An 18,879-nucleotide genomic window follows, 5' to 3' on the forward strand; every position below is an offset into this window, starting at 1 on the left:
GTGACCGTCACCACCACCACCTCTTCTCGCGGCGACGACGTCGTCGCACCCGCGCGGGCGGCCGGTGCCGGCCGCCCGCGCCGGGGCGCGGCCACCTGGCTGCGCGGGGGCGGGCTGCACAGCCTCGTCTTCCTGCTGCCGCTGCTGGTGATCTTCGGCGTCTTCTCGTGGTTCCCCATCGTGCGCGCCGTGATCATGAGCGTGCAGGAGACGAACCTCGTCACCGACCCGACGTTCGTCGGGCTGGACAACTTCCGGCACGTGCTGGCCGACCCGCTGCTGTGGAAGGCCGTGCAGAACACCCTGTACTTCGCGTTCCTGGCTCTGCTGTTCGGCTACCCGGTGCCGCTGGTCGCCGCGGTGCTCATGCGCGAGGTGCGCCGCGCCCGCGGCCTGTACTCGGCGCTCGCGTACCTCCCGGTCGTGGTGCCGCCCGTCGTCGCCGTCCTGCTGTGGAAGTTCTTCTACAAGGGCGGCCCCACCGGCGTGTTCAACACGATCCTCGGCTGGGTGGGGCTCGGCCCGTACCCGTGGCTGCAGGACGCGTCGTGGGCGATGCCCTCGCTCGTGCTGGCGGCCACCTGGGCCGGCGCCGGGGGCACGATCATCATCTACCTGGCGGCGCTCACGAGCGTGCCGGCCGAGCTGTACGACGCCTCCGAGGTGGACGGCGCGGGCCTGTGGCGCAAGATCTGGCACGTCACGCTGCCGCAGCTGCGCGGCGTCCTGTTCATCACGCTGATCCTGCAGGTCATCGGCACGGCGCAGGTGTTCCTCGAGCCGTACCTGTTCACCGGCGGCGGCCCGAACAACGCCACCGTGACCGTGCTGCTGCTCATCTACCGGTACGCGTTCCAGAACAGCCTCGGCGGCGACTACGGCGCCGCGACGGCGCTGTCGCTCATGCTCGCGGCCGTGCTCGCGGTCTTCTCCGTCCTCTACTTCCGGCTCACGCGGTCCTGGAGCACGTCATGATCCTCTCGACCCCCGACCGCCCGGCCCCGGCGCGAGCCTCGCGCCGTCGTCGGGCCGCCGCCCCGTCCGACGACGACGACCGCGGCGCGCTGTCCGCGCCCGACTGGCGCCGCCCCGCGATCCGCTGGGGGATGGGCGGCACGCACGTGCTGCTGCTGGTGCTGCTCGTCGTCGTCGGGCTCGGGCCGATGCTGCTGCTGGCGAAGTACGCCGTCACGCCGACGCAGGACATCCTGCGCACGCCGATGGCGATCTTCCCGCACGGCATCGCCTGGGGGAACCTCGAGCGCGCCTGGAACGACGTCCAGATCAGCCGGTACTTCATGAACACGGTGTGGCTGGCGCTCGGGTCGTGGGCGGTGCAGCTCGTGGTCGCGACGACGGGCGGCTACGCGCTGTCGGTGCTGCGTCCGCGCTACGGCAAGGTCGTGCAGGCGCTCGTCCTGTCGACGATGTTCGTGCCCGCCGTCGTGCTGCTCGTGCCGCTGTACCTGACGATCCTCGACCCGCCGCTGCTGGGCCGGTCGCTGGTCGACAGCTTCTGGGCCGTGTGGCTCCCGGCGGGCGCGAGCGCGTTCAACGTGCTGCTGGTGCAGCGGTTCTTCGACAACCTGCCGCGCGAGGTCTTCGAGGCGGCGCGGGTGGACGGCGCGGGGCCGTACCGGCTGTTCTGGTCGATCGTGCTGCCGATGTCGAAGCCGATCCTCGGCGTCGTGTCCGTGTTCGCGGTGATCGCGGCGTGGAAGGACTTCCTGTGGCCGCTGCTGGTGCTCAAGGACCCGGCGATCCAGCCGCTGTCCGTGCGCCTGCCGGCGATCGAGGCCTCCACGGACCTCGGGGTGTTCCTCGCGGCGCTGGCCATCGCGACCGTGCTGCCGGTGGCGATGTTCCTCGTCTTCCAGCGGCTGTTCCTGCGCGGCGCCGGGCTCGGGGGAGCAGTCAAGGGCTGACGGGTTCACCCGCTGTGTCGTTGACGCCTGGATCGTCCGAATGCTGGTATATGCGCAGATCTGATGACGGTGCAGATCAGCGACCCCGGAGGAACGACGTGACCCAGCACGACCCGACGACCGACACCCCCGGCCCCGCCCGGGCCACGGTGCGCTACCGCGGGCGGCACCTGCCGATGGTCGCGGTCGTCGTCGCCGCGACCATCGCGACGGCCCTGGCGTACAGCGGCATGGTGCTGTTCGGCCTGGAGGTGGCGGGGATGTCCCCGGCGGAGGCGTACGCGCTCGCCGGGTTCCTCGAGGTCAGCCTCGTCGCCGTCGCCCTCATGGCGCGCAACGCCGCGCTCGAGGGCCGGCCGTACGGCGTCCTGCTCACGCTGACCTGGATCCTGTCGGGCACGTCCGGCGTGTTCGCGGCGCTGCACGAGATCGCCGTGCCGGACGCGAGCACCCCGTACATGGTCGCGTTCCGGTTCGTGCCGCCGCTGGTGGCTGCGCTCATGTGGCACCTCGCGCTGGTGGGCGAGCGCCACCTCGTCACCGGGCACACGCTTGACGAGCGCCGCCGCGAGCACCGCGTGCACCAGTACGTCACGGCCCTCGAGCTGTGGCGGGACGCGCGTCTCGACAGCGACGGCACGCACCGCGGCATGCGCAAGGTCCGCGCGACGCACAGCCGGCAGCGGGCCGCCCGCGACGCCGCGCTGAAGCTGCTCACGGTCGAGGACTTCGAGCGGCGCATGCAGGTCTGGGTGGAGCGGCTGGAGGCCGCGGAACGGCACGGCAACCGCCTGGATCTCATCGGCGCCAGCTCGGTCGAACGGGGCGTCGCCCGCGGCGCTGCCGGCCCGGGTCCGCGCGCGCTGCCGGCGCACGAGGCCACGCCCGTCGCGCTGGTCGCGGCCCCGCCGGCGGAACAGCCGGCAGAAGCCCGCCGGGCGACGACCGAGGACGCAGCGGCCGCCGCCTTCGCCGACGACCTCCAGGCGGCGCTCACCGGCGCGACGCCGGTCGTGGAGGCGGGGGAGCGGCCGGACGCGCCGGTCGACGACGCCGCCGTCGCGGCCTGGTTCGACGACCTGGACGAGGACCTGGGGTCCGACCCGTCGCGCGAGCCGGCCGGGGAGGCAACGGTCGCCGAGGACGCGGCCTGCGCCGTGCCGGCCGAGGGGTCCCCGGAGCCGACGCGCGCGGAGCTGGAGTCGGAGGCCGGGCTCCCGGGCACGCGCGAGCCGCTCCCGGAGACGGGGCACACCCGCCGGGTCGAGGTGTTCGACCTGCTGCGGCAGTCGGACCCGGCGCTGGGCGGCGCGCTCGCCCAGCGGTCCGCGTTCCTCACGGCCCACGGCGCGGCGTCGGAGCCGGCCGACGGCGCGGGGCCGACGACGGCGCCCGAGGTGATCGACGCGTCGGATGACGCCGTCGCGGCGGCCGACGTGCCGCTCGACGAACGGGGCGACCGCGACCGCCGCATCGTCGAGCTCGCCGAGGACGGGGTGAGCCCGCGGGAGATCGCCGAGCGGATGGACGTCTCCGCATCGACCGTGCGGCGCGTGGTGAAGCGGTACGCCCCGGCCTGACCTCCGGAACGCGGTGTCAGGGCCAGGAGCGTCACCCTGCTCCTGGCCCTGACAGCTCGGGCCCCTGACAGGTCGCGTGTCAGGCGCGGGCGAACGTCCCGGCGAAGGCGGTCCAGGACTCCGGCGCGAGGCGCACGCGCGTGGTGCCGCCGTCGCCCGCCGTGGCGACCGACGCGACGTCGACGGTGGACCAGCAGGTCTCGGCGACCTTCGCGGCGTGCTCGGGGCCCTCGACGGCGGGCTCGTGGTCCGCGACCATCTGCCAGCCCTCGACGAGGCCGAGCGCGGCGCCGACGTGGGCGAGCTCCACCTCGACGACGCGGTCGGAGCGGTTGGTGAGGAACAGGCCGAGCGAGCCGTCGTCGTCCACCGTCGCGGCGGCCGTCACGACCGGGGCCGCGCCGTGCCGCGCGGTGTCGTACGACGGCGCGTCGACGCGCACGTCGAGCGCGGTGCCGCGGGCGAGGCGCGACGTCGTCGCGAACGGGTGGAACGTGGGCTGGCGCCACGCCTCGCCGCCCGGCGCGGTCATGATCGGCGCGATGACGTTGACGAGCTGCGCGAGGCACGCCACGGGCACGCGGTCGGCGTGGTTGAGCAGCGTGACCATCAGGTCGCCGACGACGACGGCGTCGAGCCCGGAGTAGACGTCCTCGATGATGCGCGGGGCGTCGCGCTGGATGGGCAGGTTCTCCTCGCCCGGGAAGCGGGTCTCGAGGTACCAGACGTTCCACTCGTCGAAGCTGATGGTGATCTTCTTGTCGCTGCGGCGCTCGGCGCCGACGGCGTCCGCGGAGGCGACGACGCGGTCGATGAAGCGGTCCATCGCCGTGCCCGACGCGAGGAAGGAGGCGCGGTCGCCGCCGACCTCCTCGTAGTAGGCGTGCATGGAGATGTGGTCGACCAGGTCGTACGTGTACGACAGGACGGTGCGCTCCCACTCGCCGAACGTGGGCATCTGCATGGACGACGAGCCGCAGACGATCAACGAGATCGACGGGTCGACGAGCTTCATGGCCTTGCCGGCCTCGGCGGCGAGCTTGCCGTACTCGTGGGCGTCCTTGTGGCCGATCTGCCAGGGGCCGTCCATCTCGTTGCCGAGGCACCAGAGCTTCACGCCGTAGGGCTTCTCGCGCCCGTTGGCGATGCGCAGGTCGGCCCAGCGGGTGCCGGCCTCGCCGTTGCAGTACTCGACCAGGGCGGCCGCGGCGTCGACGCCGCGCGTGCCGAGGTTGACGGCCATCATCGGCTCGACGCCCTCGCGCTCGGCCCACTGCAGGAACTCGTCCGTGCCGACGAGGTTCGGCTCGACGGTGCGCCACGCGAGGTCGAGGAACGGCTTGCGCTGCTCGACCGGGCCGACGGCGTCCTCCCACACGTAGTTGGAGACGAAGTTGCCGCCGGGGTAGCGGACCATGGGCACGCCCAGCTCGTGGACCAGGTCGGCGACGTCGCGGCGGAAGCCGTGCTCGTCGGCCTCGGGGTGCCCGGGCTCGAAGATGCCGGTGTACACGGCGCGGCCGAGGTGCTCGACGAACGAGCCGAACAGGCGGCGGTCGACGGCGCCGCGGCGGAAGTCGGGGTGCAGGGTGACGCGGGCCCCGGGGGCGGTGGCGCTGGCCGCCTCGTCGGGGGCTGCGGTGTCGGGGCGGGCATCGGTCTGGGGAGCCGTCATGGGTCTCACGTTCCTCGTCGAATCGGGCGATGGTGAAGCCACCGTGTACAACGATGTAGAGTCAACCACGGTCGCCGCGCGCGGCACCAATCGGCCCAGGAGGATCTGGGTCCGGACGACTCGAGGAGGAATCGGCATGCGCAGAGGCCTGCGACGCGCCACGGCGGCGACGGCCGCCGGTCTGGCGGGGCTGTCGCTCGCGGCGTGCGCGCCCGGCGGCGACGCCGGCTCGGTGGACAACACGAGCTGCACCAACGAGATCACCAAGCCCGACGCCACGCGCGTCACGCTCTGGGCCTGGTACCCCGCCGTCGAGCAGATCGTGGACACGTTCAACGCCCAGCACGACGACGTCCAGATCTGCTGGACCAACGCGGGCCAGGGCGCCGACGAGTACGGCAAGTTCTCCACCGCGCTCGAGGCCGGCACCGGGGCGCCCGACGTCATCCAGCTCGAGTCGGAGATCCTGCCGACCTACACGATCCTCGACGGCCTCGCCGACCTCGCGCCCTACGGCGCCGCCGAGCTCGAGGACCAGTTCCCCGCCGGCGCCTGGTCGGACGTCTCCAGCGGCGACTCGGTGTTCGCGGTGCCCGTCGACGGCGGGCCCGTGGGCATGCTGTACCGGGCCGACATCTTCGAGACGTACGGCGTCGAGCCGCCCACCACCTGGGACGAGTTCGCCCAGGCGGCCCAGGACCTGCGGGACGCCGGCTACGACGGCTACATCACCAACTACGCCACGAACGGTGGCGCGTTCAACTACGCGCTGTTCGCGCAGGCCGGCTGGGCGCCGTTCGCCTACGACCCGGCACAACGCGACCAGATCGGCATCGACGTCGACACCCCCGAGGCGCGCCACGTCCTGTCCTACTGGGAGGACCTCATCGACCGCGGCCTCGTGTCCAGCGACGACGCGTTCACCAGCGACTACAACACGTCCCTGGTGGACGGCACCTACGCCGTCTACATCGCCGCCGCGTGGGGCCCCGGCTACCTCGAGGGGCTGTCGGACGCCGACTCCGGCGCCGAGTGGAAGGCGGCGCCGCTGCCCCAGTGGGACCCGGAGCACCCGGTCCAGGTCAACCAGGGCGGGTCGGCGCTCGCGGTCACGTCCCAGGCCACGGACCCCGAGGCGGCGGCCACCGTCGCGATGGAGCTGTTCGACGACGAGGAGACGTGGAAGATCGGCGTGGAGGACGCCGGCCTGTTCCCGCTGTGGAACCTCGCGCTCGACGCGCCGTGGTTCACCGACCGGCGGTACCCGTTCTTCGGCGGCCAGCAGGTCAACCGCGACGTGTTCCTCGACGCCGCCGCCCAGTACCCCGGGTTCACGTTCAGCCCGTTCCAGGTGTACGCCTACGACCGCCAGACCATGGCCCTCTACGACATGGTCGAGGGCGACTCGACCGCCGCCGAGGCGCTGGCGACCATCCAGGACAGCCTGGTGCGCTACGCCGAGCAGCAGGGGTTCACGGTCCGATGACGCGCACAGAGACGACCGGAGGGAGCCACTCGATGGCCTCGACGACGAAGCCGGCCGCCACCCCCGCCCGGGCCGGGAGCCGGCGCGGCGGGCCGACCCTGCTGGACACCAAGCGACAGTGGTGGGGGTGGCTCTTCCTCGCCCCGTTCACGATCGTGTTCGTCCTGTTCCTGCTGGTGCCGCTCGCGTACGCGTTCTGGCTCAGCCTCCACACCAAGGGCATCGCGACCGGCGGCGAGAGCATCTTCACGGGCTTCGCGAACTACGCCCGCGTGTTCACCGACGCGGACTTCCTGTCCGGCATGGCTCGGGTGGGCAAGTTCGTGCTCGTCATGGTGCCGATCCAGATCGGCCTCGCCGTGGCGATCGCGCTCGTGCTCGACACGCTCGCCACCAGGCTGTCGAAGGCCTCGCGGCTCCTGGTCTTCGTGCCCTACGCCATCCCCGCCGTCATCGGCGCGCTCATGTGGGGCTTCCTGTACAGCCCGCGCTTCGGCCCGGCGAACGACCTCTTCGGGATCTTCGGCCTGGACGCTCCCGAGTTCCTGTCACGGGACCTGATCTTCGGCTCGCTGGTCAACATCGTGACCTGGCAGTGGGTGGGCTACTACATGATCATCGTCTACGCCGCGCTCCGGGCGATCGACCCCTCGATCTACGAGGCGGCGAAGCTCGACGGCGCCGGGAACGGGGCGATCGCGTTCCGCATCAAGATCCCGATGATCGCGTCGTCCATGGTGATGATCGTGGTGTTCGCCCTCATCGGCACCCTCCAGTTCTTCACCGAGCCGACGGTGCTGCGGTCGGTCGCGCAGGGCGCGATCCCCACCACCTACACCCCGAACATGTACGCGTACTCGATGGCGTTCTCCTACAGCCAGTTCAACTACGCCTCCACGATCGCGTTCGCGCTGGGGATCCTCGTGTTCATCGGGTCGTACGTCTTCCTGTACGCGACCCGCAAGCAGAGCGGACTGAAGTGATGACGACGGCGACGACGCAGCAGACCTCCCCGCGCCGGGCCGGGCAGCGCCGGATCGGCTCCCACCTGTTCCTCCTCCTCGCGGTCGTGTACTTCGTCGTGCCGCTGTGGTGGCTCGTGGTCGGGTCCACGAAGTCGAACAGCGGCCTGTTCGTGGGCTCCGGCGGGGCCCTGTGGTTCAACGACGAGTTCGCGCTGTGGGACAACGTCAAGCAGCTGTTCACGTATCAGGGCGGCATCTACTGGACGTGGATGCGCAACTCGTTCGTGTACGCGATCGTCGGCGGCGTCGGGTCGACCGTGCTCGCCGTGCTGGCCGGGTACGCCCTGGCCAAGTACCGGTTCCGCGGCCGCAACCTCTACTTCTCCATGCTGCTGGGCTCCGTGATGGTGCCGCTGACGGCGCTGACGATCCCGACGTTCGTGCTGCTCAGCCAGCTCGGCATGATCAACACGATGTGGGCCGTCATCCTGCCGTCGCTGCTCAGCCCGATCGGCGTCTACCTCGTGCGCGTGTACGCCGTCGACGCCATCCCGGACGAGATGCTCGACGCCGGACGCGTGGACGGCGCGGGAGAGCTGCGCCTGTTCTTCCGCGTCGCGCTGCCGCTGCTGCGGCCGGCGTTCGTCACGGTCCTCCTGCTCACGACCGTCGCGACGTGGAACAACTTCTTCCTGCCGCTGGCGGTGCTGCGCGACCCGCAGCTGCTGCCCGTCACGGTGGGCATCAACCAGTGGCAGGCGCTGTCGAACGCGGGCGCGGGCGGCGAGCAGGTGTGGAACCTCATCACCACCGGCGCGCTCGTGTCGATCCTGCCGCTGATCGTCGCGTTCCTGGCCCTGCAGAAGTACTGGCAGGGCGGCCTTTCGCTCGGGTCGATCAAGTGACCGACGCCGCCGGGCGCCGGGGGCTGACCCGTACGGCCGGTGCCCTACGCTGTGGGAGGCGAACGGAGAGGTGAGCGGCATGCGCGTGACCATGCACGACGTGGCCCAGCGGGCGGGCGTGTCGATCAAGACGGTGTCGAACGTCGTCAACGGGTACCCGCACATCCGCCCGGAGACGCGGCTGCGCGTCGAGGAGGCCATCGACCACCTCGGGTACCGGCTCAACACCACGGCGCGCAACCTGCGCACGCAGCGCACGGACATGATCACGCTGGCCGTCCCGGAGCTCAAGCTCCCGTACTTCGCGGAGCTCGCCGACTCCGTGATCCGCTCGGCCGAGGAGCAGGGCCTCACCGTGCTCATCGAGCAGACCGGGTCGGTGCGCGAGCGCGAGATCGAGCTGCTCGACGGGCGGCGCCGCCACCTCACTGACGGCGTGATCTTCTCGCCGCTGGCGCTCGGTCAGGACGACGTCGGGCTGTTCGAGGTCGACTTCCCGCTGGTGGTGCTGGGCGAGCGCGTCTTCGACGCCCCCGCCGACCACGTGACGATGAACAACGTGGCCGCGGCCCGGGCCGCGACCCTGCACCTCGCCTCGCTGGGTCGCCGTCGGATCGCCGTCGTCGGTGCGCACGAGGGCGAGCTGGTCGGCTCCGCCGCGCTGCGCACCGAGGGCTACCGGCAGGGGCTGAAGGCCGCCGGGCTCCCGTACGACCCGGCGCTCGTCTCCGAGGCCGGGCTGTGGCACCGGTCCACCGGGTCGGAGTCGATGGGTCGCCTGCTCGACTCGGGAGTCGAGATCGACGCGGTCTTCGCCCTCAACGACGCGATGGCCCTGGGCGCGCTGCACGCGCTGCACGCCCGCCGCATCGACGTGCCCGGCGACGTGGCGCTGATCGGTTTCGACGACGTCGACGACGTGCGCTACTCCGTGCCGACCCTCAGCTCGGTGGACCCGGGCCGCGAGCAGATCGCGCGCACGGCGGTGGACCTGCTCGTCGAGCGCATCGCGGGCGGTTCCGGCCGGCCGTACCGGCGCGTGGTCACCGGCTCGCGGGTCGTGGGGCGCGAGTCCACCGGCGACGCCGCGGAGGGTGCGGAGACGGTGGTCGCCGTCCAGCCCGGCGGCAACGAGGAGATCGTGTCGCCGGTCAGCGCGACGGCGTGAGGACGCCCGGCACCTGGCGCGGTGCCGGCATCTCCCGCAGCCCGCGCAACGGGCTGCGCAACGCGCTGAGGCAGGCGGCGCAGTGCACCGCCGCCATGAGCAGCACGGTCTGGCGCACGCCGAGCACCTCGCCCAGGGCGCCCGCGGCCAGCCCGGCGAGCGGCATCGTGCCGAAGTTGACGAACTGGCTGGTCGTCATGACGCGACCCATCAGCGCCTGCGGCACGTAGCGCTGCCGCCACGCGCCGCGCAGCACGTTGCCCGCGACCACGGCGAGGCCGACGAGGAAGAGCCCGGCGACGGTCCACGCGACCTGCCCGCCGCCGCCCCCGAGGCCGACGAGCAGCGCGGGCGGCCCGCCCGCGACCATCAGCAGCACCGTGGCGCGGGCGCTGCCGAGGCGTCGGCTGAGCCGGGTGGCGACGGTGGCGCCCAGCAGCCCGCCGCACGCCCCGACCGTCATGACCACGCCGAGCGCCGAGGGGCCGAGGCCCACGGTGTCCACGAGGAACAGGACGAGCAGCGCGGTGTACCCGGTGAGCCCGAAGTTGGAGATCCCGCCCACGACGACGAACCAGCTCAGGTAGCGGTCGGAGGAGACGAACGCGACCCCCTCGCGGATGCGCACCCGCAGCGGCGCCTGGGGCGGACGCTCGGGCTGCCGCGCCGGCCGGATGCGCCAGAGGCACAGGGCCGAGACGACGAAGCTCGCCGCGTCCAGGGCCAGCCCGGCGGCGGCGCCGAGCGCCTGGGCCATGGCGCCGCCGATGCCCGGCCCCGCCACCTGCATGCCCGACTCCGTGCCGAGCAGGCGCGCGTTCGCGGCCTCGAGCTGGTGGTCGGGCACCACCTGGGGGACGAAGACGGTGTACGCGGTGCGGAAGAAGACGGTCGTGACGCCCGCGGCGAGCGCGGCGCCGACGAGGTGGGGCAGGGTCAGCGCGTCGAGCGCGGCCGCGACGGGGACGCTGCCGACGGCGACGGCGGCGACCAGGTCGGCCACGATCATCACGGCACGCGCCGGCAGCCGGTCGACCCACGCTCCCGCGGGCAGGCCGATCACGAGCCACGGCAGCCACGCCGCCGCGGTGAGCAGGCCGACGACCGCGGCCCCCGCGTCCAGCTCGAGCACCGCGACGAGCGGCAGCAGCACCGACGTGGTGGCGTTGCCCAGCACGCTGACGCCCTCGCCGAACCAGAGTCGGCGGAAGCCCCGGTTGCGGTCGAGGGGCACGTCGCGGGCGTCGGCGTCGCGGCCCGTCGTGGCGGTCATGGCTGCGCGGGGAAGCCGCGGCCGAAGACGAGCACGGGCTCGCGCTCGACGCCGTCGTCGGGGCGCGGCCGCTCGGCCCACCGTACGAGGACGGCGGTGATCTCCTCGCCGAGGGCGGCGAGCTCGGCGGGGGAGAGGTGCACCCAGGTCTCGGTGCTGAACGCGGCGCCGTCCCACTCGGGGGCCGACTCCGCGTTGGCCTGCCACTCCCGCACCCGGTCGAACTGGCGCTGGAGGTGCAGCGCCTCGGCGGCCTCGGCGGCGGTGACGGCGGCGGAGTCCGTGGCGAACTCCTGGCGCGACCAGCGCAGGCGGGGCGCGACGAGGCGCCACCAGCGCTCGCGGCGGTCACGGGCGAGCTCGGGCGCCTCGTCGACCAGGCCGGCGTCGTGCAGCACCTTGAGGTGATGGCTGGCGCTGCCGACGGCCTGCCCGGTGCGGCGCGCGAGCGCCGACGCGGTGGACGGGCCGTCGACCTTGAGCGCGTCCATGAGCCGCGCCCGGTACGGGTTGGCGAGGGCGGCGAGCGCCCTCGCCTCGGTGACGGTGCGCACCTCGTGCTGCTCGGGCGCGCCGTCCTCGGGGGTGTCCTCGGTGGGGACGGGTGGGGGCGTCATCCCGCCACCGTAGACCCACAAGAGGTGTTGTACAAGAGTTCTTGTGGAATAGCGCAGGTCGTTCAGGCCGCGGCGACTCCCGAGACCTGGTCGTCGATCCGGTCGAGGCGGTCGGCGGTGAGCCGTCCGGTGGCCCACAACCAGAAGCCCGGGCCCAGGAGGACCGCGAGCAGCGGCAGCGCCCAGGCGGCGGCGAGCAGGGCCGCCGTCACGACCAGCACCGCGAGCGACGTCGTCGGGGCGAGCAGGGGGAGCAGCAGCAGGAGCCGCCACGTCGCGGCGGCCCCGCTCCGGTACCGCGTCACGACCGTCGGCCAGCACGCGAGGACGACGACGCCCCACGCGCCGACGACGAGCAGCCCACCCGTCAGCAGGGCGCGCACGGGCCCGTCGAGCAGCCCGAGGACCGCGCCGTCGAGCCAGAGCAGCGCGGCGACGACCCACGCGGGGGCGAAGAGCGCCGCGGACCGGCCGAACCCGTCGCGCCAGGCACGCCAGAAGGTGCGCCACGGCGTGGGCTCCGCCGTCATCCGCGCGGCGACGACGGCGCCCGCGCGCAGGCCCGGCCCGATGCCGAGCAGCACGCCGCCGGCGAGGGTGCCCAGCGCGACCATGGCCGAGACCTCGACCAGCAGCGTCACCCAGCGCAGGGCGAGCATGACGCCGCCCGCCCAGCCGGGCACCTCGGCGTCGGCGACGGCGGTGCGCACCGCCGCGCGGTCGGGCGCGGGGGCCGTCACGGGAGCCTCGTCGCGAGCGTGACGCGGCCCGCGTCGTCCAGCGCCTCGAGGCACAGGGTGGCGCGGTCCCGCACGGCGTCCCACGCCGGGTGCACGACGGCGGACACGGTCGCGCCGTCGGGGGCCGTCCACGCGAAACGTCCGCCGCCCAGCGACCGCGCGTGGTCGCGCGCCTCGAGCGGGCCGGTGGCGCCGTCCTGCACGCGTGTCGGTTCGGTGCCCGGGGTGAGCTGCTCCCACAGGCCGTCGAGGACGGCCGGGTCGGTCGGCCAGCGGGAGACGTCGTCGTCCTCGCGCCCGGGGCCGGCCCACGGCTGCGGAGCGACGAGCGGCCAGCCGTCGTGCGTCCACACCAGGCGGCGCAGCTGGAGGCGGTGCTCGGTGGGTGCGTCGGCGTCGCGCACGTGGTGGACCAGCAGCTGGCGTCCGTGCGTGCCCGCGTCGGGCAGCGTGGCCGGCACCCGCTCCGTGAGCACCGAGGCGTGGCCGGGGGCGAGGATCCCGGGCCCGCCCGCGAGCCGGTGCCCCGCGAGCACGGGCACGCCCACCGACCACGGGTCGGCGTCCACGTCGGTCAGGAGGTGCCCGCGACGGTCGCGGTACGGGCCGACGACGGCGTCCCCGACGCCCGCGCGCAGGTGGTAGCTGCCGCCGAGCGAGTCGTACGACACGAGCAGCGCCCAGCCGCCGCCCGGACGGGGGAGCACGAACGCGCCCTCGACCGCGCCGTCGGCGGCTCGGGACCGGCGCGCCAGGAGGCGGCCCGGGGCCGCGTGCAGCGCGCCGGTCCCGGGCGCGAACCCGTCGGCCACGAGCCCCGTAGCGGCGTCGAGCGGCAGCGCGTGGATCCCGCCGAAGAACGACCCGTACACGAGCCACTGCGTCCCGTCCGGCTCCGTCACGACGTTGGCGTCGATGGCGTTGGGGTGGCCCAGCCCCGCGGGCGGCTCGGCGTGGTCGCTGGCCACGACGATCCCGCGGTCGGTCCACGGGCCGGACGGGTGCGGCGCCTCCGCGAGCCCGATGGCGGAGCGGCGCGAGCCGAACGTCGACGCCGAGTAGTACATCCGCCAGACGGGTCCGTCAGCGGTCTCCACCCGCACGACCTCCGGCGCCCACAGGCCCTCGGCGCCGGACCAGGCGGCGGCCGGCGCGGGGACGCCGGGCAGAGCCCAGCCGTGGAAGTCCCACGTCACCAGGTCGTCGGAGCGGCGCACCTGCACGCCCCCGCGGGCGGGGCCGTCGGAGCGCGCGTCGGTGGAGAAGAGCCAGTAGACGCCGTCGTCGTCACGCACCGCGGTGGGGTCGTGCACGTGGCGCCCGCCCCAGGCCGAGGTGTCCGGGAGCTCGGGGGCCGGCGCGTCGGGGGAGGTCGTGTCCGTCATCGTCAGCCCTTCGTGCCGGTGAGCGCGACGGACTCGATGATCTGCCGCTGGAAGATCAGGAAGACCACGAGGATGGGCAGCAGCGCGACGACGGACGCCGCCATGATGAGCGGGTAGTCGCGCTGGGTCGCGTACTGGACGTTCATGTTGGCGATGACCACCTGGAGGGTCTGCCGCTCCGGGGTGTTCAGGTACAGGATCGGCGCGAGGTAGTCGTTCCACACCGCCATGAACCAGAGGATGAACTGCGCGGCGACGGCCGGTCGGATGATCGGCATGATCATGCGCCAGAAGATCTGCCAGTACGAGGCGCCGTCGATCTTGGCCGCCTCGACGAGGGAGTCCGGCACGCTCGACAGGTATTGGCGCAGGAAGAAGATCATCACGATGTTGCCGAAGATCGCCGGGACGATGAGCGGCAGCAGCGTGTCGACCCAGCCCAGCTTCGAGAACATGACGAACTGCGGGATCATCAAAGTCGGGAACGGGATCATGATCCCGGAGAGCAGCCCGATGAAGATCGCGTTCTTGAACGGCATGCGCATCTTGGCGAGGGCGAACGCGGCCAGGGCGCAGGTGAACGTCCCGACCACCGTGACGCTGAGCGACACGACCAGGCTGTTGCGGATGCCGTCGAGCACGTACGAGTCGGTCCACATCCGCACGTAGGTGTCCCACTGGGGCGCCTCGGGGATCCAGACGGGCGGCAGGGCGAAGACTTCGAGCTTGGTCTTCAGCGAGGTGGACAGCATCCACAGCAGCGGGGCGAGCATGAAGATCGCGCCGGCGGCGAGGACGATCCAGACGACGGTGTCGGTGAGCCGCGTGCGTGCCTTGCGGCCGAGGTGGTGCGCGGCCGGGGCCGTGCTGGTGGGCACGGCGGTGGGCAGGTCCGTGGGCGTGGCGGTGGTCATGGGTGTCTCCGGGCCTCAGTCGATCGCGAAGCTGTTGCGCTTGTTCAGGCGGAACTGGATGAGCGTGATGACCAGGATGAGGATCCCGAGCACGATCGCCGCCGCCGTCGCGTAGCCCATCTGCCGGTACTGGAACGCCTGCTTCCAGATGTAGAAGACGGCGGACGCCGTGGAGTACTCGGGGCCGCCCGTGGGCGTCATGATGTTGATCTCGGTGAAGATCATCGCGCCGGCGATCACCTGCGTGACCACGAGGAAGAACGTCACCGGGCGCACCATCGGCAGGGTGATCGCGCGGAACTGGCGCCACGCGCCGGCGCCGTCGAGCGCCGTCGCCTCGTACAGGGACCGCGGCACCGACTGGATGGCGGCCAGGTACAGGAGCATCGAGTACCCGAGGCCCTTCCAGACCGCCATGAGGATGATGGCGGGCTTGGCCCAGGTGGTGTCCGCCAGCCAGTTGGGGCCGTCGATGCCGAAGAAGGCGAGGAACTGGTTCACCAGGCCGAAGTCGCCGTTGTAGGCCCACTGCCACAGGATCGCGACCGCGGCGATCGACGAGATCACCGGGATGTAGTAGATCGTGCGGAAGGCGGTGAGCCCGATGATCTTGCGGTTCATCGCGATGGCGAGCGCGAGCGAGATCGCGAGGCCGATCGGGATACCGATCATGTAGAAGAACGTGTTGAACAGCGACTGGAGGAAACGCTCGTCGCTCAGCAGGGCGACGTAGTTGTCGAGGCCGATGAACTGCATCGGCCCCAGCCCGTTCCACCGGGTCAGCGACGCGTACAGGGCGAAGAGCGTCGGGTACAGCACGAACAGCAGGTAACCGAGCACGGGCGCGGCCACGAACAGCAGCGCCCACCTCTTCTCGGCGCGGTGGAGCCGCGAGGTCCCGCCGCGTCGGGGCGGCGCGGGGTCGGGGGCCGGCGCCAGGGGGCGGGTGCCGGCCTGCGCCGGCGTGGCGGTGGACGTCATCGCAGACTCCTTCGTCCAGGAACGTGCGGTCAGGGCGGTGCGGCCGCCGGGGACGGGGCGGCCGCACCGCATCAGGGGTGGGCGTCAGCGGGGCGCGGCGGCGCGGTCCGGACGCGTCACGGGGCGGAGCCGGCCGCGGCGGCCTGCTCGGCCTGCTCGTTCGTCTGGTCGAGCAGGTCCTGCATGCGCGGCTGCACCTCGGCGAGGTAGTCCGCGGCCGTCGTCTTGCCGTCGAGGACCGGCTGGATGCCGACGAACAGCTCGTCGTACCACTGCGTGCTGTAGGTGTAGGCGGCGGGCATCGCGCGGCCGTACTCCTCGACGATGTCGAGGAACTCCTGGCGGTTGGCCGGCTCGGCGTCCTCTGCCGTCGCCCACTGCTCGGCCGTGTCGATCCGGTTGGGGATCTGGATGTTGGCGTCGACGAGGGTCTGCTGCGCCGTCTCGTCGGTGGACAGGTAGGTGGCGAGCTTGACGGCGTCCTCGGGCAGGGCCGTGGTGTTCGAGACGCCGATGCCGAGGGAGCCGATGTAGGTGGCGGGCTCACCGGACTTGCCGGTCGGCCACGGCATCAGGTCGTAGTCGAAGTCGAGGTCGTTGTAGGTGCTCACGTCCCACGGGCCCACCGGGAAGAACGCGATCTGACCCTCCATGAACCGCTGGTAGGTGTCGAGCGTCGCCGCCTGCTCCGGGTTGGGCGTGACCTTCTCCTTGGTAGTGAGGTCGGCGAAGAACTGCAGCGCGTCGGCGAACTCCGGCGTGTCGACGGTGACCTGGGTGCGGTCGGCGTTGGTCCAGTCGCCGCCGTTGCTCCAGACGAACGACTGCAGGGTCCAGTTGACGTTGAGGCCGGTGCCCCACTGGTCGACCTCGCCGTCGCCGTCGGTGTCCTTCGTGACCATCTTGAGGATCTTCAGCCAGTCCTCGCGGGTCATCGGCTCGTCGGCGTCCGGCAGCTCGACTCCCGCCTCCTCGAGCAGGGTCTTGTTGTAGCCCAGCGCCATCGGGCCCACGTCCTTCGGCAGCGCGTAGAGCTGCCCCTCGGGCGTGCCCTGGAGGGTGCCGTCGAAGCGGTAGGAGTCGACGCCGTAGGGCCAGACGTTGTCGAGGTCGACGCCCTGCTCGGCCACCTGGTCGGTGATGTCCATGAGGACGCCGGAGGAGACGTAGGACTGCAGGCTGCCCTGCTCGACGTAGAAGACGTCGGGCACCTTGTTCCCGGCCACGGCGGCCTGGAGCTTGGTGGCGTACTGGTCCGCGTCCGTGACGATGACCTTCACCTTCACGCCGGTGTCCTCGGTGAAGCGGTCGATGGCCTCCTGGTAGGCCTTCTTCTCGTCGTCGCCGCCGCGGAACATGAACGTGAGCGTGCCGTCGTCGGCGCTGCTCCCGTCGCCGGAGCCGCAGGCGGCGAGGGCGCTGGTGGCCACCAGGGCGGCGGCGATGCCGGCGATCAGGCGTGACTTCCTCATCACGGGGTCCTCTCGGGGAGATCCGGTCCGCGTCGGCGCGGCGTCGCCCCGATGCGGTTTACATCGATGAAGAGCCATCGACGGCGCCCAATCTGACATGGCCCGGGGCGCGCGGTCAAGTGGCTCGGGTCACGCCTCTGCAACGATGTAGAGATGGGGTGCGTCAGGGTGAGCCCGCGGGCGGCGCGTGACGATTGACCCCGCCGTCGCCGGCGGGCAGGATGGCGACTCCTACAACGATGTATCGCCGCGGGCGGCGAGGGGGAGCGACGGTGCACGAGCAGGTGGGCGGGCCGAGGGCCGCCAGGGCAGGGGCGTCGCGACCGCCCATGGGCTGGAACTCGTGGGACAGCTACGGCACCACGGTCACCGAGGCCGAGGTGCTGGCGAACGCGCGGCTCCTGGCGACCCACGACGGCGGGGCGCTGGCGGCCGCCGGGTGGGACACCGTGGTGGTGGACATCCAGTGGTACGAGCCGACGGCGCGCGCGGGGGGCTACAACGACGACGCGCCGCTGCTGTTCGACGAGCACGGGTTCCTGCAGCCGGTGCCCGGGCGCTTCCCGTCGTCCGCGGGAGGCCACGGCTTCGCACCGCTCGCCGCTGCCGTGCACGACCTGGGCCTGCGGTTCGGCATCCACCTCATGCGGGGCATCGCGCGTCGCGCGGTCGAGGCGGACCTCCCCGTCCCCGGCACGCCGTACCGCACCGGCGAGATCGCCGACCGGGGCAGCACGTGCCCCTGGAACTCCGACTGCTACGGCCTGCGCCACGACCACCCCGGCGCGCAGGCCTGGCTCGACGCGATGATCGACCACGTCGTCGGCTGGGGCGTCGACTTCCTCAAGGTCGACGACATGCTCGCGCCGTACCACCGGGACGCCGTGGAGGCGCTGTCGCTCGCCGTCCGTCGGGCCGAGGAACGGCACGGGCGCCGGATCGTCGTCTCCCTGTCGCCCGGCACGGAGCTGTCCCTCGCCCACCTCGAGCACCTGCGGGAGCACGCCGACATGTGGCGCGTCTCGGACGACCTGTGGGACCGGTGGCCCGACGTCGAGGCGCAGCTCGGCCGCATGGCCCGCTGGGCACCGCACTCCGGGCCCGGCGGCTGGGCCGACGCCGACATGCTGCCGCTGGGCCGCATCGGGGTGCGGGCCGAGCGCGGCGAGCCCCGCCACTCGCTCCTCACCGTCGCCGAGCGGCGCACGATGCTGAGCCTGTGGTGCCTCGCGCGCTCGCCGCTGTTCGTGGGCGGCGACCTGCCCACCTCCGACGACGCGACGCTCGCCGACCTGGCGCACCCGGGCGTCCTCGAGGTCGCGCACCGCTCCGGCGGCGGCCGCGAGCTCCTGCGGGAGGGGCAGCCGGGCTGCGAGACCGTGGTCTGGGGCGCCGCGACCGACGACGGCGCCACGCGCTGGGCGGGCGTCTTCAGCACCGCGCCCGACGTCCGCCGGGTGCGGGTGCGCGCCGCCTCCGCCGGGCTGCCGGGGAGCCCCGGGTCCGTGGTCGACGTGTGGTCGGGCGAGCCGGTGCCGCTGCTCCCCGCGACCGCGGCGACCGGCGGCGACACCGTGCTCGACGTCGAGGTCCCCGCGCACGGCGTGCGCCTGCTGCGGCTCGACGGCCCGCCGTCGTGGTCGCCGGGGGACCGTCACGGGGCGATCGGCTAGGATCGCGAGGGTCGCGACTGGCGTACAGGTGGATCACCACCGGGGAGCGACGCGCTGTGCAGACGACGGGTCGTTCGCCTGGGCCCGGTCGTCGTCCGACACGTCCGTCCGACACAGCAG

General features: G+C 72.6%; 16 protein-coding genes and 1 riboswitch. Of the genes, 8 read left to right on the top strand and 8 right to left on the bottom strand.

Translation table 11 applies throughout. The features are described from left to right. The 3 genes from ACQP60_RS01240 (at position 1) to ACQP60_RS01250 (ending at position 3,505) form a co-directional block, all read left to right on the top strand. Positions 1-975, top strand: coding sequence for a carbohydrate ABC transporter permease (locus ACQP60_RS01240; protein WP_429728009.1), 975 nt, complete (start codon positions 1-3; stop codon positions 973-975). Further along, positions 972-1,925, top strand: a complete 954-nt coding sequence (locus tag ACQP60_RS01245; RefSeq protein ID WP_429728010.1) for a carbohydrate ABC transporter permease — start codon at positions 972-974, stop codon at positions 1,923-1,925. The genes ACQP60_RS01240 and ACQP60_RS01245 overlap by 4 nt, the downstream gene beginning before the upstream one ends. 98 nt (positions 1,926-2,023) lie before the next feature. After that, entirely contained in the window at positions 2,024-3,505 is a 1,482-nt protein-coding gene (locus ACQP60_RS01250) for a helix-turn-helix domain-containing protein (RefSeq protein WP_429728011.1), read from the top strand. A gap of 79 nt (positions 3,506-3,584) precedes the next feature. On the opposite strand, the gene arfA is transcribed toward ACQP60_RS01250, so the two are convergent. Then, positions 3,585-5,180 (bottom strand): arabinosylfuranosidase ArfA, encoded by a 1,596-nt coding sequence (arfA, locus tag ACQP60_RS01255; protein ID WP_429728012.1) that lies wholly within the window; start codon positions 5,178-5,180, stop codon positions 3,585-3,587. Positions 5,181-5,316: 136 nt separating this feature from the next. Between arfA and ACQP60_RS01260 the strand changes: the two genes are divergently transcribed. The 4 genes from ACQP60_RS01260 to ACQP60_RS01275 all read left to right on the top strand — a co-directional run bounded on the left by ACQP60_RS01260 (position 5,317) and on the right by ACQP60_RS01275 (position 9,704). Further along, positions 5,317-6,666: an ABC transporter substrate-binding protein gene (locus tag ACQP60_RS01260; RefSeq protein ID WP_429728013.1), complete on the top strand. Its 1,350-nt coding sequence runs from the start codon at positions 5,317-5,319 to the stop codon at positions 6,664-6,666. Between the two features lie 32 nt (positions 6,667-6,698). Beyond that, the gene (locus ACQP60_RS01265; protein WP_429728014.1) at positions 6,699-7,649 is read left to right on the top strand and encodes a carbohydrate ABC transporter permease; all 951 of its coding nucleotides are present in this window, start codon (positions 6,699-6,701) and stop codon (positions 7,647-7,649) included. Further along, positions 7,649-8,536 (top strand): carbohydrate ABC transporter permease, encoded by an 888-nt coding sequence (locus tag ACQP60_RS01270; protein ID WP_429728015.1) that lies wholly within the window; start codon positions 7,649-7,651, stop codon positions 8,534-8,536. Before ACQP60_RS01265 ends, ACQP60_RS01270 begins: the two co-directional genes overlap by 1 nt. A 79-nt stretch (positions 8,537-8,615) precedes the next feature. Next, a complete protein-coding gene (locus tag ACQP60_RS01275; RefSeq protein ID WP_429728016.1) occupies positions 8,616-9,704 on the top strand; it encodes a LacI family DNA-binding transcriptional regulator in 1,089 nt (362 codons plus the stop codon). On the opposite strand, the gene ACQP60_RS01280 is transcribed toward ACQP60_RS01275, so the two are convergent. The 7 genes from ACQP60_RS01280 to ACQP60_RS01310 all read right to left on the bottom strand — a co-directional run bounded on the left by ACQP60_RS01280 (position 9,688) and on the right by ACQP60_RS01310 (position 17,086). Continuing rightward, positions 9,688-10,977 (bottom strand): MFS transporter, encoded by a 1,290-nt coding sequence (locus tag ACQP60_RS01280; protein WP_429728017.1) that lies wholly within the window; start codon positions 10,975-10,977, stop codon positions 9,688-9,690. The genes ACQP60_RS01275 and ACQP60_RS01280 overlap by 17 nt on opposite strands. Beyond that, positions 10,974-11,594, bottom strand: coding sequence for an ArsR/SmtB family transcription factor (locus tag ACQP60_RS01285; protein ID WP_429728018.1), 621 nt, complete (start codon positions 11,592-11,594; stop codon positions 10,974-10,976). The genes ACQP60_RS01280 and ACQP60_RS01285 overlap by 4 nt, the downstream gene beginning before the upstream one ends. A gap of 62 nt (positions 11,595-11,656) precedes the next feature. Further along, complete coding sequence (locus tag ACQP60_RS01290; protein WP_429728019.1) at positions 11,657-12,334, bottom strand: DUF624 domain-containing protein; 678 nt, start codon at positions 12,332-12,334, stop codon at positions 11,657-11,659. Continuing rightward, entirely contained in the window at positions 12,331-13,719 is a 1,389-nt protein-coding gene (locus tag ACQP60_RS01295) for an arabinan endo-1,5-alpha-L-arabinosidase (protein ID WP_429728020.1), read from the bottom strand. The genes ACQP60_RS01290 and ACQP60_RS01295 overlap by 4 nt, the downstream gene beginning before the upstream one ends. A 2-nt stretch (positions 13,720-13,721) precedes the next feature. Continuing rightward, positions 13,722-14,633 carry a carbohydrate ABC transporter permease gene (locus tag ACQP60_RS01300; RefSeq protein ID WP_429728021.1) on the bottom strand — a complete coding sequence of 304 codons (912 nt, stop codon included), beginning with the start codon at positions 14,631-14,633 and terminating at the stop codon, positions 13,722-13,724. Between the two features lie 15 nt (positions 14,634-14,648). Beyond that, positions 14,649-15,614 carry a carbohydrate ABC transporter permease gene (locus ACQP60_RS01305; protein WP_429728022.1) on the bottom strand — a complete coding sequence of 322 codons (966 nt, stop codon included), beginning with the start codon at positions 15,612-15,614 and terminating at the stop codon, positions 14,649-14,651. A gap of 116 nt (positions 15,615-15,730) precedes the next feature. Continuing rightward, the gene (locus ACQP60_RS01310) at positions 15,731-17,086 is read right to left on the bottom strand and encodes an ABC transporter substrate-binding protein (protein ID WP_429728023.1); all 1,356 of its coding nucleotides are present in this window, start codon (positions 17,084-17,086) and stop codon (positions 15,731-15,733) included. A gap of 329 nt (positions 17,087-17,415) precedes the next feature. On the opposite strand from ACQP60_RS01310, the gene ACQP60_RS01315 reads away from it, so the two are divergent. Continuing rightward, on the top strand, positions 17,416-18,759 hold the full coding sequence (locus ACQP60_RS01315; protein WP_429728766.1) for an alpha-galactosidase: 1,344 nt from the start codon (positions 17,416-17,418) through the stop codon (positions 18,757-18,759). 3 nt (positions 18,760-18,762) lie between these two features. Next, a riboswitch (ZMP/ZTP riboswitch) is annotated at positions 18,763-18,850 on the top strand. Positions 18,851-18,879 lie beyond the last annotated feature (29 nt).

Source organism: Isoptericola variabilis (assembly GCF_050311655.1).
Lineage (GTDB): Bacteria > Actinomycetota > Actinomycetes > Actinomycetales > Cellulomonadaceae > Isoptericola > Isoptericola variabilis.